13 protein-coding genes are annotated in these 14,307 nt (G+C 68.7%); 7 read left to right on the top strand and 6 right to left on the bottom strand.

What is annotated here, in order from left to right; translation table 11 throughout:
- Nucleotides 1–40: 40 nt before the first annotated feature.
- From ACIBTM_RS32300 to ACIBTM_RS32315, 4 genes are all read left to right on the top strand, one after another.
- Nucleotides 41–1,501, top strand: a complete 1,461-nt coding sequence (locus ACIBTM_RS32300) for a PLP-dependent aminotransferase family protein (RefSeq protein WP_395880933.1) — start codon at nucleotides 41–43, stop codon at nucleotides 1,499–1,501.
- 104 nt (nucleotides 1,502–1,605) lie between these two features.
- Complete coding sequence (locus ACIBTM_RS32305) at nucleotides 1,606–3,267, top strand: amidohydrolase (RefSeq protein ID WP_395880934.1); 1,662 nt, start codon at nucleotides 1,606–1,608, stop codon at nucleotides 3,265–3,267.
- A complete protein-coding gene (locus ACIBTM_RS32310) occupies nucleotides 3,264–3,476 on the top strand; it encodes a DUF3311 domain-containing protein (RefSeq protein WP_240592878.1) in 213 nt (70 codons plus the stop codon). Before ACIBTM_RS32305 ends, ACIBTM_RS32310 begins: the two co-directional genes overlap by 4 nt.
- Entirely contained in the window at nucleotides 3,476–4,915 is a 1,440-nt protein-coding gene (locus ACIBTM_RS32315) for a sodium:solute symporter (RefSeq protein ID WP_395880935.1), read from the top strand. Before ACIBTM_RS32310 ends, ACIBTM_RS32315 begins: the two co-directional genes overlap by 1 nt.
- Before the next feature lie 119 nt (nucleotides 4,916–5,034).
- On the opposite strand, the gene ACIBTM_RS32320 is transcribed toward ACIBTM_RS32315, so the two are convergent.
- Genes ACIBTM_RS32320 through ACIBTM_RS32330 form a run of 3 tightly spaced genes read right to left on the bottom strand, consistent with a single transcriptional unit; the run spans nucleotide 5,035 to nucleotide 7,067 of the window.
- Entirely contained in the window at nucleotides 5,035–6,273 is a 1,239-nt protein-coding gene (locus ACIBTM_RS32320) for a polysaccharide pyruvyl transferase family protein (protein ID WP_395880936.1), read from the bottom strand.
- Nucleotides 6,270–6,839: an OmpA family protein gene (locus tag ACIBTM_RS32325; RefSeq protein ID WP_395880937.1), complete on the bottom strand. Its 570-nt coding sequence runs from the start codon at nucleotides 6,837–6,839 to the stop codon at nucleotides 6,270–6,272. Before ACIBTM_RS32325 ends, ACIBTM_RS32320 begins: the two co-directional genes overlap by 4 nt.
- A gap of 39 nt (nucleotides 6,840–6,878) precedes the next feature.
- On the bottom strand, nucleotides 6,879–7,067 hold the full coding sequence (locus tag ACIBTM_RS32330; RefSeq protein ID WP_395880938.1) for a hypothetical protein: 189 nt from the start codon (nucleotides 7,065–7,067) through the stop codon (nucleotides 6,879–6,881).
- A 90-nt stretch (nucleotides 7,068–7,157) separates the two neighbouring features.
- On the opposite strand from ACIBTM_RS32330, the gene ACIBTM_RS32335 reads away from it, so the two are divergent.
- Entirely contained in the window at nucleotides 7,158–7,355 is a 198-nt protein-coding gene (locus ACIBTM_RS32335; RefSeq protein ID WP_395880939.1) for an Rv0909 family putative TA system antitoxin, read from the top strand.
- Here the strand turns inward: ACIBTM_RS32335 and ACIBTM_RS32340 are convergent.
- The 3 genes from ACIBTM_RS32340 to ACIBTM_RS32350 are packed head-to-tail and all read right to left on the bottom strand — an operon-like array spanning nucleotide 7,338 to nucleotide 10,765.
- On the bottom strand, nucleotides 7,338–9,026 hold the full coding sequence (locus tag ACIBTM_RS32340; protein WP_395880940.1) for a cobalt chelatase: 1,689 nt from the start codon (nucleotides 9,024–9,026) through the stop codon (nucleotides 7,338–7,340). The genes ACIBTM_RS32335 and ACIBTM_RS32340 overlap by 18 nt on opposite strands.
- A complete protein-coding gene (locus ACIBTM_RS32345) occupies nucleotides 9,023–9,955 on the bottom strand; it encodes an AAA family ATPase (protein WP_395880941.1) in 933 nt (310 codons plus the stop codon). Before ACIBTM_RS32345 ends, ACIBTM_RS32340 begins: the two co-directional genes overlap by 4 nt.
- Nucleotides 9,956–9,964: 9 nt before the next feature.
- On the bottom strand, nucleotides 9,965–10,765 hold the full coding sequence (locus ACIBTM_RS32350) for an IclR family transcriptional regulator (RefSeq protein WP_395880942.1): 801 nt from the start codon (nucleotides 10,763–10,765) through the stop codon (nucleotides 9,965–9,967).
- A 144-nt stretch (nucleotides 10,766–10,909) separates the two neighbouring features.
- On the opposite strand from ACIBTM_RS32350, the gene xsc reads away from it, so the two are divergent.
- Nucleotides 10,910–12,718 (top strand): sulfoacetaldehyde acetyltransferase, encoded by a 1,809-nt coding sequence (gene xsc, locus ACIBTM_RS32355; protein ID WP_395880943.1) that lies wholly within the window; start codon nucleotides 10,910–10,912, stop codon nucleotides 12,716–12,718.
- A gap of 178 nt (nucleotides 12,719–12,896) precedes the next feature.
- Nucleotides 12,897–14,261, top strand: a complete 1,365-nt coding sequence (locus ACIBTM_RS32360; RefSeq protein ID WP_395880944.1) for an aspartate aminotransferase family protein — start codon at nucleotides 12,897–12,899, stop codon at nucleotides 14,259–14,261.
- The last annotated feature ends 46 nt before the right edge of the window (nucleotides 14,262–14,307 follow it).

Genomic DNA, 14,307 nt, shown 5'->3' on the forward strand with positions numbered 1-14,307 from the left:
AGGTTCGGATCCCGGCCTCGTCGCCGAAAGGGAGGTGCCGTTGCCGCGAACGTTGATCGAAATCGACCGGTCGTCCGCCGAGCCGCTCTACCGGCAGGTGCGGCGCGCCATCGAGCACGGCATCGCGATCGGCACGTTCGACCCGGCGCACCGGCTGCCGAGCTCGCGTGAGCTGGCCGCCGAACTCGGCGTTTCCCGCAACACCATCAACCTCGCCTACCAGGAACTGGTCGCCGAGGGGTTCGTGGAGAGCCGCGAGCGCAGCGGGCTGTTCATCAACGCGGAGATGCGGCCGCATTGCGCGGTGCAGGAGCGCGGCACCAGCCCGGCCATCGACTGGAGCGCGCGGGTGCGCCGGTATCCGGACGCCGGGGTGCCGCATATCGAGAAACGCCCGGACTGGCACACCTATCCGTATCCGTTCCTCGCCGGCCAGGTGGACGTCACGGCCTTCCCGGCGCGGTCGTGGACGCGCTGCCTGCGCGACGCGCTGTACCGGCCGCACGTGTTCCCGAGCCTGCAGGACAGCGTCGGCTCCGACGACCCGATGCTGGTCGACCTGATCTGCCGTCAGCTGCTCACCGCGCGGGGGATCGAGGCCGATCCGTCCGAGGTGCTGATCACCGTCGGCTCGCAGCAAGGCCTCGACCTGCTCGGCCGCGCGCTGCTCGGGCCGGACAGCGTCGTGGCGATGGAGAACCCGGGCTACCTCGACGCCCGGCACATCTTCCTGCGCACCGGCGCCGGGCTGCGTGGCGTCGACGTCGATCAGAGCGGCCTGCGCCCGCCGGAGACGCTCGACGGCGTCGACCTGCTCTATCTCACCCCGAGCCACCATCACCCGACGAACGCGACGTTGAGCATCGGCCGCCGCCGTCGGCTGCTCAGCCTCGCCGCGAGTGCGGGCACGGTGCTCGTCGAGGACGACTACGACAGCGAATTCCGGTACCACGGCAGCCCCACGCCCGCGCTCAAGGCGCTCGACGGTACCGGTGACGCGATCTACCTCGGCACCTTCTCCAAGTTCCTCTCACCCGGCCTGCGGCTCGGCTACCTGGTCGGGCCGCGCGAACTGGTGCGGGAGCTGCGGGAGATCCGGCGGTACGTGCTGCGGCATCCACCAGGGCACCTCCAGCGGGCGCTGGCGCTGCTGATCGACAGCGGCGAGTACCACCGTTCCTTGCGGCGGTACCGCACGAAACTGATGCGGAAATGGGAGGCGACCTGCGCCGCGGTCACCGAACACCTGCCGTGGACGCAGACGGCGTACCCGCCCGGCGGGGTCAGCCTCTGGATGACCGGGCCGTCCGAACTGGACTGCCGGGCGCTGATGGCACGCGCCGAGCGCGACGGCGTCCTGATCGAGCCCGGTGACATCTTCTTCGTCGGCGACGACCCACCGAAGAACCACTTCCGGATCGGCTTCGCGGCCGTCCCCTTGCGTGACATCGACCCCGGTATCCGGCTCCTCGGCCAGGCTTGCCGCGACCTGATCGCGTAACTGGTACCACCGCACCGGAGCGTTCTGGACCTGTTCAGGCGGCCAGACGTGCCGCACTGTCTGGGGATCCCTCGTGAGCCAGGACACGTCGCCAGGAGGTCCGTGTGGTGGAGTTCGTTCGAGAAGATCCCCAAGGTGTCGCCGATTTCGTCGCGCTCGGTGGCACCGTCCTCACGCTGGACGCGGCGGGGAGACGGGTGCGCGCGCTGGCCGCGAGCGGCGGGCGGATCACCGCGCTGGGTTCCGAACGGGAGATCTCCCGGCTGATCGGCCCGGAGACCACCGTGTTCGACCTGTCCGAGCGCACGGTGATCCCCGGTTTCGTCGAATCCCACAACCATCCGGCGTTCTTCGGGATGACGCTGGCCGCGCCGGTCGACGCCGGGAGCCCGCCCAACGACACCATCGCCGACATCGTCGGACGGGTCGCCCAAGCGGCCAAGGAGCTGGGCCCGGGGGAGTGGATCCGGGGTTTCCGGTACGACGACACGCTGCTCGCGGACGGCCGTCACCCGACGCGCGCGGATCTCGATCCCGTCTCCGGCCGCAATCCCGTGGTGCTGACCCATGTTTCCGGCCACTTCTGCACCGCGAACTCGCTCGCCCTGCGCGAAGTCGGGATCACCGCCGAGACCCCGGACCCGCCCGGCGGGCTCATCGTGCGCGACGCCCGAGGCGAGCCGACCGGCGTGCTCGTGGAGACGGCGGCCTTCCTCGTCACGTCCCGGCTGCCCGGTCAGAGCGCGGGCGAACTGGCCGAAGCCCTGCTCCTGGCGGACGAGGAGTATCTCGCCAACGGCGTGACCTCCGTGCACGACACCGGTATCGGGCTCATCGGCGGAGCGGCGGAACTGGAGGCGTACGCGCTGCTGAGGCGTGCGGGGAAACTGCGCGTCCGGGTGCGCGGCTACTTGTTCGACGGTCTCGTTCCCGGCTTCGGCGAAGGCGACCCGGAACCGCCGGAAGCCCACGCGGACGACAAGTTCGCCATGACGGGGGTGAAGATCGTCGCGGACGGCTCGATCCAGGGCAAGACCGGATGCCTCGCGGAGGGCTACACCTGCGATCCGGACGAGCACGGCATGATGCTGCTCGAACCCGCCGACCTCGGCCGCCGGATCGCCGCGCTCGACGCGGCGGGCTGGCAGGTCGCCGTGCACGGCAACGGGGACGCGGCGATCGACGCGATCATCGACGGCTACTCGCGGCTGGGTTCGCCGAGGGGGACCGGCAGACGGCATCGGATCGAGCACTGCCAGACGGTGCGCGAAGACCAGCTGGACCGGATGGCCGCCCACGACGTCCTCGCGTCGTTCTTCATCAAGCACGTCTACTACTGGGGAGACCGGCATCGCGACGTCTTCCTCGGGCCCGAGCGGGCGCGCCGGATCAGCCCGCTGGTTTCGGCCCGTTCACGCGGAATCCATTTCGGACTGCATTCGGACACGCCGGTGACCCCGGTGCCGCCGCTGGAGGGGATCTGGTGCGCGGTGCGCCGGATCACCAGGCAGGGCAAGGTACTCGGCCCCGAACAGGCCGTGGACGTCGATGCCGCGTTGCGCGGCTACACGATCGACGCCGCGTACCTCGCGGGCGAGGAAGACGTCAAAGGCAGCCTGGAGATCGGGAAGCTCGCCGATCTCGCGGTGCTGTCCGGCGACCCGACCACGGTCGACCCCGACCGGATCCGCGAGCTGACCGTGGACGCCACCGTCAGCGGCGGCGAGGTCGTCTGGCGGCGCGAGACGACGGGAGCACGACGATGATCCGCAGCTGGCCGAGTGTCCTCATAGGACTTTTCGTCCCCGCTTTCGCTCTGCTGGCGGGGATTCTGGTGCTGTCCGGATCGACGGCCTCGGTGCTGGGCATCCCGGTGCTGTTCTTCTGGGTGTTCTGCTGCTGCCCGCTGACCACCCTGTGCCTGTGGATCAGCTGGCGTTTCTTCGACCGCGCCCACTACCCGGAGGACGACTGATGCTGATCGCGATCGTGGCGGTGGTGATGGCGGGCTCGATCGGGCTCGCGGTGTGGGCAGGACGGTCCACACGTGGTGGCGGGATCTCGGAATTCCTTGTCGGCGGCCGGTCGTTCCCGGCGTGGCTGGTGTACTTCCTCGCGGTCGGCGAGGTGTACAGCATCGGGACGATGATCGGATTCCCGAGCGGGATCTACGCGCACGGCGCGAGCTACGGGATCTGGTTCCTCGGCTACATCCTGCTCGCGTACTCGCTGGGCTATTTCCTGGCCCCGCTGGTGTGGCGGGCGGCGAAACGGTACGACGCGATGACCGTGCCCGACGTGTTCGGAAGGCATTTCGGCAGCAGGCGGCTCGAACTGATCACCTGCGTGACGATGCTGATCGCACTGGTCCCGTGGGGGCAGTACCAGTTCATCGGTCTCCAGGTGGTGCTGAGCAATCTGGGGCTGAGGCTGGATCCGGTGCAGAGTGTGGTGCTGGCGGGCATCGTGGCGTTCGTCTACATCGCCGTCTCCGGCGTGCGGTCGCCCGCGTTCGTTTCGATCCTCAAGGATTTCTTCATGCTGCTCGGCGTCGTGCTCGTCGGGGTGGCGGTCGTGATCGCCGCCGGCGGCACCGCGAAGGTCAGCGGACCCGAGGTGCTCAGCGCGGCGCAGACCACCATGGGCGGCTCGGAACTGACCTTCGCGATGACGACGATCCTCTTCCAGAGCATCGTGTTCTACCTCGGCTTCGGTGGGGCGTACGTGTTCCCCGCCCGGTCCGAACGGGCGGTGAAGAGCTCGACCGTGTGGATGCCGATGTACATGCTGATCTACCCGTTCCTGGTGCTGGCCGCGTACTACGGCGTGCGCGCGCACCCGGACCTGAAGAACCCGAACACGGTGTTCATGGTGACCGCCAAGGGTTTGCTGCCCGACTGGCTGCTGGGTCTCGTCGCGGCAGGCGCCGCGCTCTCCGGTGTGCTGGTACTGGCCGCGACCGCGCTCACCATCGGCGGCATGGTCTGCCGCAACCTCGCGCCGAACGTCCCGGCCGCGGCGCAACGGCGGTGGACCGTGGTCGCGGTGGCGAGCTTCCTGGTGCTGGCGGCGGTCCTGACCCTCGTCGCGTCGACGTTGATGCTCACCATCCTGAACCTGACCTACAACCTGCTGGCCCAGGTCGTCCCCGGCTGGCTCGCGATCCTCTTCGTGCGCCGGGTGCGGACGGCCGCGGTCGCCGCCGGGATGGTCGCCGGAGTGCTCACCGCGATCGCCCTGTACGTCACCGGCGCGACGTTCGGCGGGTTCAACGTGGGTCTGGTTTCGTTCGGGGTGAACCTGGCCGTGGTGGTGACCTGGAGCCTGGTGAAACCGGACGTGGCGCGGATACCGGTGGCGCGGTCGGCCGACGGCGTCCCGGAGACCGAGGCGGTTCCCTCACTCAGCGCGTGATCCGAGACCGATCATGCGTGCTTGAAGGCCGAACTCGCGTGCTTGGAGGCGGAACTCTCGCGTCGTGCGTGATACGCCTGGAATCACGCGAGATCCGGCTCCAAGCACGCATGATCCGGCTAGCTCGACCGTCTCCGCCACGAGCGCAGGGCGAGGCGCCGCGGCGCGGGCCGCGCCTCCTCGGCCACCTGACTTCCGTACACCGCGGTCGCGACCGAGCGTTTCAGGTCGCGGCAGCGCCTGAGAACGTGGGGCGGGAACCCGGTACCGGTCGGCCGGCCCGGGGCTCCGCCCTCCTCGGCGTCGAACGAGGTCCAACCCGAGCCGAGATCGATCAGGCTGCGGTGCTTGGTCGTGTAGTACCCGCGTGACACGCTGACCGCGAGACCGGTCGCACCGGCCGCCGCGGCGACGAGATGCAGGTGATACCTGCTGGAGATCCAGGTCTGGCCGGACGCCAGCGGCAGGCCGTCGCGCCAGATGTCGCGGAACGGGTGGAATTCGGCACCGGCGAGTTCGTGTTCCAGCAGCGCCGGAACAGCGCGGTCGACACGGGGGATGCCTTCGACGACGGCGAGTTGCTCCGGGTGGACATCCCATGCCCGCAACAAACCCAGTACCTGGGCGGCCAGCACGGACGGCTCGAAGGCGCCGATGTCGGATTGGACGCACAGCACGAATTCGCGCGCCTGTCCGTCGGGTCTCCGCTCGGGCGGCTCCAGGAAGACGTCGTCGCAGGTCCGGACGACCCCGGAGAGCAGTTCGGCCGACGGGTCGTCGCGGACGTCGACGACGTCGAAACGGTCGGCGAGCGAGCGGAGGAGATCGGTGGCACCGGGCGGGAACGGGGTCAGTCCCTGTCCGGTCATGGCGGTACGGGCCCCCGACCGCCGGGCGGCGGCCGCGGCGCCCGCGAGCAGCCCGACGTGCCGGGGCCACAGCGCGTTGAGGTAGCCGCCGCCGATCAGGTGTAGCACGTCGGTCCGGCCGAGCAGGTCGATGCCCGCGTCCCATCGGGGCGCGAGCCCGGGATCGTTCACCGCCGACTGCACCCAGTTCGCCACTTCCCACGGATCGTCCGACGGCGCCTCGCCGCACAGCCGCCACAGGGTGTCCGTGCAGCGGAGACGCGGGTGCAGATCGTTCAGCAGCAGTTGCGCGGGCCCCGGTGAGTGCGTGTCGAGCCAGACGTCCGCCTCCGGCTCGGTCCGCGCCAGATACCGAAGCCACGTCGCCGTGATCAGCTCGTCGCCGAAATTCGGAAAACCGCTCGGACCGATCAGATAGTGGCAACGGCGGGGACGCGGCGCGCGGGTGGGGGATTCGCTTCCCCCGCCCGCGCTTCCGTCGAAGGTCACTGTGCGACGGTGATCTGCGTGTCCAACGCCTTGTCGCCCTGCGCCTTTTCGTTGCCGGTCGCCTCGGTCTTGACGCGGTCCTTGGCCACGCCCGCTCCTTCGAGCGCGGCGGCGATCGCTTCCGCCCGCTTTTCGGAAAGGGCCTTGGACTTTTCCGCGTCGGGGTAACCCGCGTGCGTGGCGACGGCGATCTTGACGTCGTTGCCCTGCATGGCCTTGGCGATCTCACCGAGTGTCGTTTTGCTCTTTTCGGACAGTTCCGCACTTTCGGTGGTGAAGGTGATCGGTGATTGCTGAAGTGCCTGCTGGATCGCGGCGGTCACTTTCTGGGCCGCCTCGCCACCGGCCTGGCCCGCGTCGCCGGAGGACGGCGCGCCCGCCGCACTTGAAGCGGTTCCATTCGTGCCAGAAGACCCAGCCGCACCGTTTTCACCTTCGGAGCCGCACGCGGCCACGAGGCCGGCCACGATCGCCACGCCCGTTACCGTTCGGGCAATTGTCCTGCGCATGAGGTTCGAACTCCCTTTGGCTGTCTCCGTATTGGCTGACGCCAGGGATACGAACACGAAAGGACTAAAAGTGCCAACCGCGAGCGTGTGCGGCCGTCATCCGCCGTCCGTGCCGAAGTGCGGAGAAATCGCTTCGACCAGGAAACTCGTTACAGTCATGGGTTTTTTGCCGCCGTCGAAAAGATCGGCAAGTCCACCCGAGTGAGCGACCGTGGGCGCCATACCTTCGTGGTCGAAGCACTTTTCCTTACCTGGACGAAGGAAAACGTGCCGGGACTCACCCACCCGTCGCTCCCGAGTTGCCCCGTGCCGCGAATGCACTTTGATGGATGGCAGGCGCCGGATCGACGGCGTACCGAAAAGTGAGGAGTTCTCATGGGTATCGACTTCGAAGGTATGAAGGACAAGGTGAGCGGGGAACACGTGGACAAGGCCGCCGATTTCGCGAAGTCCCGTTTCGGCGAACATTCCGACAAGATCGACTCGGCCGCTGACAAGGCGAAGGACTACCTCGGTGAGTCCGGAGGCGAGCAGCAGGGCGAAGGCCAGCAGGATTCACCGCAGGGCCAGTAACCCGAGGACGTCCCGGAACGGCGCGTACCCGGACGTGACCGAAGTGTCGAGCACTCGCGAGCGGGGGTAGAAGGGGCTGAGGTCGAGGCCGACACCGACCCCACGGATCTCGACGGTGCTTTCCTCCCGCAGCACCGTTTCCCGCAGGTGCTCGTCAAGGTAATGCGGATCGTTCGCCAGGCTCGTCGCGCTGTCCATGGGGCTGCCGTCGGAGAGGACGAGCAGGATCCGGCGTGCTTCCGTTCGCGCGCGCATCCGGGCGCAGGCCCAGGCCACTGCCTCGCCGTCGATCCCTTCCCGGAACAGATCGGCTTTGAGCAGTGCCGCGAGATCGGGGCGTGCCCGTCGCCACGGCGTTTCGGCGGCCTTGAACACGAGGTGGAGCCGTTCGTTGAGCCTGCCGGGATGCCGCGGCCGTCCCGCCCGGATCCAGTCCCGCCTGGGCCTGCCCCCGTTCCAGCCGCCGGTGGTGAACCCGAGCACTTCGCAGGTCGCCCCGGCGAGTTCGATCGAGCGCGCGAAAAGATCGACGAGCGCGGCGACGGGTTCCGCGTGCGCGGTCATCGAACCCGAGCAGTCGATCAGGAACGTCACGAGCGTGTCCGCCACCGGTTCGATCCGTTCGGTGCGGAAGATCCTGCGTTCGGTGGGTGAACTGATCAGCTGCGCCAGGGTCCGGCCGTCGAGCAGGCCTTCCTCCTGCGCGCCGTCCCAGCCGTCGCGCGCCGGTTCGGCGAGCACCGCCTCGATGTCGCGTGCCAGCCGTCCCGGCCCGACGCCCTGCCTCCCGACACGCCGGTCGAGCCGCTCGCGGAGTTCGGCCAGGAGCGCGGGGCGCACCAGATCCGACACGCGCCGTTCCCGGTCGTACGCGGTGGTGTGGATCCGGTACGCCGCACCGGATTCGCCCAAGATCCGGCTGGATCCGGCGGTCGCCGAGGGGATCTGCTCGCCGCTGCTCGGGTCGAAGTCGATCACGAGGCTGAAGCGCGGGTCGGTGGGGTCGCCGTCGTCTTCGGCGTCCCGCGTGGTCCCGGCGAGCAGCCCGCCGGCCGTCCGGGCGATCGCCAGCGCGTGTTCGGCGAACGCCTTCTGGTCCGTCCGGTGCCGCCGCAGTCCGGCGAGGTCGTGGCCGAGCGATGGCGCCAAGGCGAACCGGGTCGCCTCGATCAGGTCCTCGGTCTCCTCGACCACGGGTTCGCCGGTGATCCGCGAGCGGCAGATCTGGGCGACCGTGTACAGCAGCAGCCCGCGGGCGGTCTCCGTCAGACCGGACCGGTGGAACTCCAGTGACCAGCGGACGTGGCGAAGGCGCAGGTTCCGCCGCATTCCCGGTAGCTCCGCGGGCGGGAGCGACTCGACGCGGAATTGTTCCAGCAGCTCGAAAATCCCGCGCTCGGCCGGATCACGCGGGCTCAGATCGCGATGCAGGGCGGCATCCGAGACGGTGAGGCGCAAGGCCATCCCGTCCGCGATCCCGCGTGCGGACAGCAGATCGTCGTCGGCGGACTGACGCAGATGCGGCGTGTGCAGGGGGAGCGGACGGCGTCCCCGATGCAGCCGCCGCGCCCGGAAATGCAGTGCCGGATCGCCGGTGAGCGCCCGGACCGCGGCCGCGCACAGCTCCTCGACCTGGTTGCGGCGCCGGGTTTCCGCCTGCCCGGCGGTCATGCCGAGAGCAGGTGGAGCTCGTCGTCGAAGCAGCGCTGGAAGTACTCCGCCACCAGGTCGCGCTCGGCTTCGTCGCATTTGTTCACGAAGGACAGCCGGAAGGCCGTCGCCGCATCACCGAAGATCTCGATGTTCTCCGCCCAGGTGATCACCGTGCGCGGGGACATCAAAGTGGACAGATCGCCGGCCTGGAAACCCTTGCGGGTCAGGGCGGCCACCGCGACCAGGGATGCGGCCAGCGGCTCGGAAACGCCGGGCACCCTGGCCCGCACGATCGCGATCTCCTCGGCGGCGGGCAGGTAGTTCAGCGACGCCACGATGTTCCAGCGGTCGATCTGCGCGTGGTTCAGCCGTTGCGCGCCGTGGTAGAGCCCGTTGAGGTTGCCCAGCCCGACCGTGTTGGCGGTGGCGAACAGCCGGAACGACGGATGCGGCCGCAGCACCCGGTTCTGGTCGGTGAGGGTGAACTTGCCGTCGCGTTCGAGGACTCGCTGGAGCACGAACATGACGTCCGGGCGGCCCGCGTCGTACTCGTCGAGCACCAGCGCGACCGGCCGCTGCAACGCCCACGGGAGGATGCCCTCCTGGAACTCGGTGACCTGCTTGCCCTCGCGCAGCACGACCGCGTCGCGGCCGACGAGGTCGAGGCGGTTGAGGTGGCCGTCCAGGTTGACCCGCACGCACGGCCAGTTGAGCCGCGCGGCGACCTGTTCGATATGGGTCGACTTCCCGGTGCCGTGCAGCCCCTGCACCAGCACTCGGCGGTCGTGGGTGAACCCGGCGAGCAGCGCCAGCGTCACGTCCTGGTTGAAGCGGTACGCCTCGTCGACCTCGGGGACGTGTTCGGTGCGTTCGCGGAACGCGCCGACGACGAGATCCGAATCGATGCCGAAGACGTCACGCACCGGGAGCCGTAGCTCGGGGACCATGAGAACTCCTTACGACGGAACACTTTCCGGTTCGGACCCGCCTTCGGCGTCGACATGGCTGATCGCCTCGGCCGCGCGCTGCAAGGCCGGGAGCGTTTGCAGGGCCTTGTCCGGCGTCAGCCGCATGACCGGGGCCTGCACGGCGACGCAGAGGTTGGCGCGTCCCGGCACGAGGACCGCGACGCATACCAAGCCGGGCAGGAACTCTTCGTCGTCGAGGGCGAACCCGTCCCGGCGGATGCGGGTGAACTCGGCCTCGAGCGCGTCGAGGTCGGTGAGGGTCTTGTTCGTGTACTGCTTCAGTGGCGCGTGCGCGAGCAGCTTCCGCCGTTGCGACGGGCTCATCTGCGCGAGGATCATCTTGCCGCTGGCCGAACAGTGGATCGGCACCCGTGAGCCGGGCCGGAGGTAGAACCGCAGCGGTTCCGGGGTCTCCACCCGGTCGAGATACACGATTTCGTTGCCCGACAAGGTGGTCACGTTGCAGCTCTCGCCGAGTTCGTCGACGAGGTGACGCAGGACGGCGTGCCGGGCGCCGTGGTGGGTCGCGTTGAGGAGCAGATTCTCCGCGAGCCGTCGCAGCCGGTGGCCGGTGCCGTAGTGGCGGCCGTCGGCCTGCCGGATCAGCAGGCCCGCCCCTTCGAGCTGCTGCAGCATGCGGTGCAGGGTCGGTTTCGGCAGGCCGGTCTCCTCGACGAGACCCTGCAGGGAGACCAGCTGATCCTTGGCGGCGATCAGCTCGAGCAGGGAGAACAGCCGCATGGTCGGCGTGTCCCCGTTGATCGGATCGGGTTCGCGAAGCAGCTCCATGTTCCGAAAAGTAGCACACGGCGTCTCGGTTTTCAGAACTCGACGTTGACGCTGGCCGGTAGTCGTCCTATCGTCGACAGCATCCTGATTTCAGGAACGCCACGTATCGTTTTTTGTAAATCTCGCCTGTCGAAGGAGCGGAACATGACGGAACGGAAGACGGGTGACGGCCGCGTGGTCGTCAGTGGCCGGAAGAAGATGACCCCGTCCGAGGCCTTCGTCGAGACGCTCGTGGCGAACGGCGTCACCGACATCTTCGGCATCATGGGGTCGGCGTTCATGGACGCGATGGACATCTTCGCGCCGGCGGGAATCCGGCTGGTACCGGTGGTGCACGAACAGGGCGCCGGGCATATGGCCGACGGCTACGCCAGGGTGAGCGGCAGGCACGGCGTCGTCATCGGGCAGAACGGCCCCGGCATCAGCAACTGCGTGACCGCGATCGCGGCCGCGTACTGGGCGCACAGCCCGGTCGTCATCGTGACGCCGGAGGCGGGCACCATGGGCACCGGCCTCGGTGGTTTCCAGGAGGCCAACCAGCTGCCGATGTTCCAGGAGTTCACCAAGTACCAAGGGCACGTCAACAACCCGAAGCGGATGGCGGAGTACACCGGCCGTTGCTTCGACCGCGCCCACTCGGAACTCGGCCCGACGCAGCTCAACATCCCGCGCGACTTCTTCTACGGCGAGATCGAGGCCGAGATCCCGGAACCCGCCCGGCTCGACCGCGGTCCCGGCGGGGAGCGGAGCCTTGACGAGGCCGCCGCGCTGCTGGCCACGGCGGAGTTCCCGGTGATCATCTCCGGCGGCGGCGTCGTGATGGCCGACGGCGTCGAGGAGTGCAAGGCGCTCGCCGAACGCCTCGGCGCGCCGGTGGTGAACAGTTATCTGCACAACGACTCGTTCCCGGCGAGCCACCCGCAGTGGTGCGGGCCGCTGGGCTACCAGGGGTCCAAGGCGGCGATGAAGCTCATCTCGCAGGCGGACGTCGTGATCGCGCTCGGTTCGCGGCTCGGCCCGTTCGGCACCCTGCCGCAGCACGGCATGGACTACTGGCCCAAGGATGCGAAGATCATCCAGATCGACGCGGACCACAAGATGCTCGGCCTGGTCAAGAAGATCACCGTCGGCATCTGCGGTGACGCCAAGGACGCGGCGGTCGCGCTGACCAAGCGGCTGGCGGACCGGGCACTGGCCTGTGACTCCACAAAGGACGCTCGCGCGGCGAAGATCAAGGCGGAGAAGGACGCGTGGGAGGCCGAGCTCGACGCCTGGACCCACGAGACCGACCAGTTCAGCCTCGACATGATCGCCGAGCAGGAGGGCGAGGAGGGTAACTGGCTGCACCCGCGGGAAGTGTTGCGGGAGCTGGAGAAGGCCATGCCGCCGCGGGTGATGGTGTCGACCGACATCGGCAACATCAACTCGGTCGCGAACAGCTATCTGCGTTTCGAGGAGCCGCGCAGCTTCTTCGCCCCGATGAGCTTCGGCAACTGCGGATACGCGCTTCCGACGATCATCGGTGCCAAGGCCGCGGCGCCCGACCGGCCCGCGATCTCCTACGCCGGCGACGGCGCGTGGGGGATGAGCATGGGCGAGATCATGACCGCGGTCCGCCACGACATCCCGGTCACCGCGGTGGTGTTCCACAACCGGCAATGGGGTGCGGAGAAGAAGAACCAGGTCGACTTCTACAACCGCCGGTTCGTCGCGGGCGAGCTGGAAAGCGAGAGTTTCGCGGGGATCGCCAAGGCGATGGGCGCGGAGGGCATCGTCGTGGAGAAGCTCGACGAGGTCGGCCCCGCGCTGCAACGCGCCGTCGAGGCACAGATGAACGAGGGCAAGACCACCGTCGTCGAGATCATGTGCACCCGCGAGCTGGGCGACCCGTTCCGCCGCGACGCGCTGTCCAAGCCGGTGCGCTTCCTGGAGAAGTACAAGGACTACGTGTAGGCCGCTCGTTTCGCGCGTGAAGGCCCCCTTCCCTCGGCTGAGCCGAGGGAAGGGGGCCTTCACGCGCTGGTGTGGAGGGCCAACTGGACCCATCGAACGCCGCCGCTCTGGTGCTGGGCCGGTGCCAGCCTGGTTGCGAAAGTCAAAGCACAGACTCGTGTCTCGAAGGAGGTCTCCGGTGGACGTCACCCAGCTGCGAGCGCAGGCTCGACGGCATCTCGGCCCGCACTTCACCCGCAAGGACACCTGGGCCTCGGACTTCCCGGTGTTCGTACGCGGCGAGGGAAGCTACCTGATCGACACCGAAGGACGCCGTCATCTCGACGGTCTCGCCGGGCTTTTCTGCGTCAACATGGGCCACGGACGGGCCGACATCGCCAAGGCCGCCGCCGACCAGGTCGGCACCCTGGCCTACGCGAGCAACTGGGGCTCGGCGCATACGCCCGCGATCGAGGCCGCCACGCTGCTGGCCGAATTGGCGCCGGGCGACCTCGGGACGACGTTCTTCGTCAACTCCGGCTCGGAGGCGGTCGAAACCGCGCTGAAGTTCGCCCGGCAGTATCACCGCAGCCAGGGACAGCCCGAGCGGACGAAGATCATCAGCCGCGACATGGCCTATCACGGAACGACCATCGGCGCCCTCTCGGTGACCGGGCTGGCGAAGATCAAGGAACCCTTCGGCCCGCTCATGCCCGGCGTCCGGCACGTGCCGAACACGTTGGGCCTGCTGGGAGACTGCGGCCCGGCGTCCGAATTGGACTGTGTCACGGCGATCGAGCGGGTCATCCTCGAAGAAGGGCCGGAGACCATCGCGGCGCTGTTCGCCGAGCCGGTGCAGAACGGCCGCGGCGCGCTGGTGCCGCCGAAGGGATACTGGCCCGCTTTGCGCGCGCTGTGCGACAAGTACGGCATCCTGCTCGTCTCGGACGAGGTCATCTGCTCGTTCGGCAGGCTCGGGCACTGGTTCGGGCACGGGCTCACCGGTGTCGTGCCGGACCTGATCACCTTCGCCAAGGGGTCGACGTCGGGGTACGCGCCGCTCGGCGGGGTCATCGTGCGCGAGAAGCTGGTCACCGAGCTGTACGACTCCCCGAAGGGCGGCGTCTTCACCCACGGCGCCACGTGGGGCGGACATCCCGTCGCCACCGCCGTCGCGGTCGCGAACCTCACGGCGATGCGGGACGAGAACGTGCTCGGCAACGTCCGCACCGAGGGGCCGGAACTGTTCGCCGCGCTGAACTCCCTCAAGTCCGCGCACCGCTGCGTCAAGGACGTCCGCGGCACCGGGTTCTTCTATGCCATCGAGCTGATGGCCGACCGCGACAGTGGCCGGGAACTGACCGAGGCGGAGTCGCTGAAGGTGCTTCGCGAGGTGCTCCCGGAGGCGTTCCGGCGCACGGGCGTCATCCTCCGCGGCGACGACCGCGGCGCGACGATGCTGATGATCTCCCCGCCGCTGGTCGCCGATCGCGAGGTACTCACCGAACTGCTCCACGGCGTCGACGCGATGCTCAACGACGTCGAGAAGGCCGTCCAGCCCTGAACCAGCCCTTTTCACCAGGTGGGGGTCGCCGTCTTCCGGCGGCCCC

The organism is Amycolatopsis sp. NPDC049868 (assembly GCF_044461365.1).
Lineage (GTDB): Bacteria > Actinomycetota > Actinomycetes > Mycobacteriales > Pseudonocardiaceae > Amycolatopsis.

Excerpts from the sequence above, each read along its gene's own strand:
- ACIBTM_RS32310 (WP_240592878.1), top strand. The coding sequence starts at position 3,264 with ATGATCCGCAGCTGGCCGAGTGTCCTCATAGGACTTTTCGTCCCCGCT.
- ACIBTM_RS32315 (WP_395880935.1), top strand. The coding sequence starts at position 3,476 with ATGCTGATCGCGATCGTGGCGGTGGTGATGGCGGGCTCGATCGGGCTC.
- ACIBTM_RS32335 (WP_395880939.1), top strand. The coding sequence starts at position 7,158 with ATGGGTATCGACTTCGAAGGTATGAAGGACAAGGTGAGCGGGGAACAC.
- ACIBTM_RS32340 (WP_395880940.1), bottom strand. The coding sequence starts at position 9,026 with ATGACCGCCGGGCAGGCGGAAACCCGGCGCCGCAACCAGGTCGAGGAG.
- ACIBTM_RS32345 (WP_395880941.1), bottom strand. The coding sequence starts at position 9,955 with ATGGTCCCCGAGCTACGGCTCCCGGTGCGTGACGTCTTCGGCATCGAT.
- ACIBTM_RS32350 (WP_395880942.1), bottom strand. The coding sequence starts at position 10,765 with ATGGAGCTGCTTCGCGAACCCGATCCGATCAACGGGGACACGCCGACC.
- xsc (WP_395880943.1), top strand. The coding sequence starts at position 10,910 with ATGACGGAACGGAAGACGGGTGACGGCCGCGTGGTCGTCAGTGGCCGG.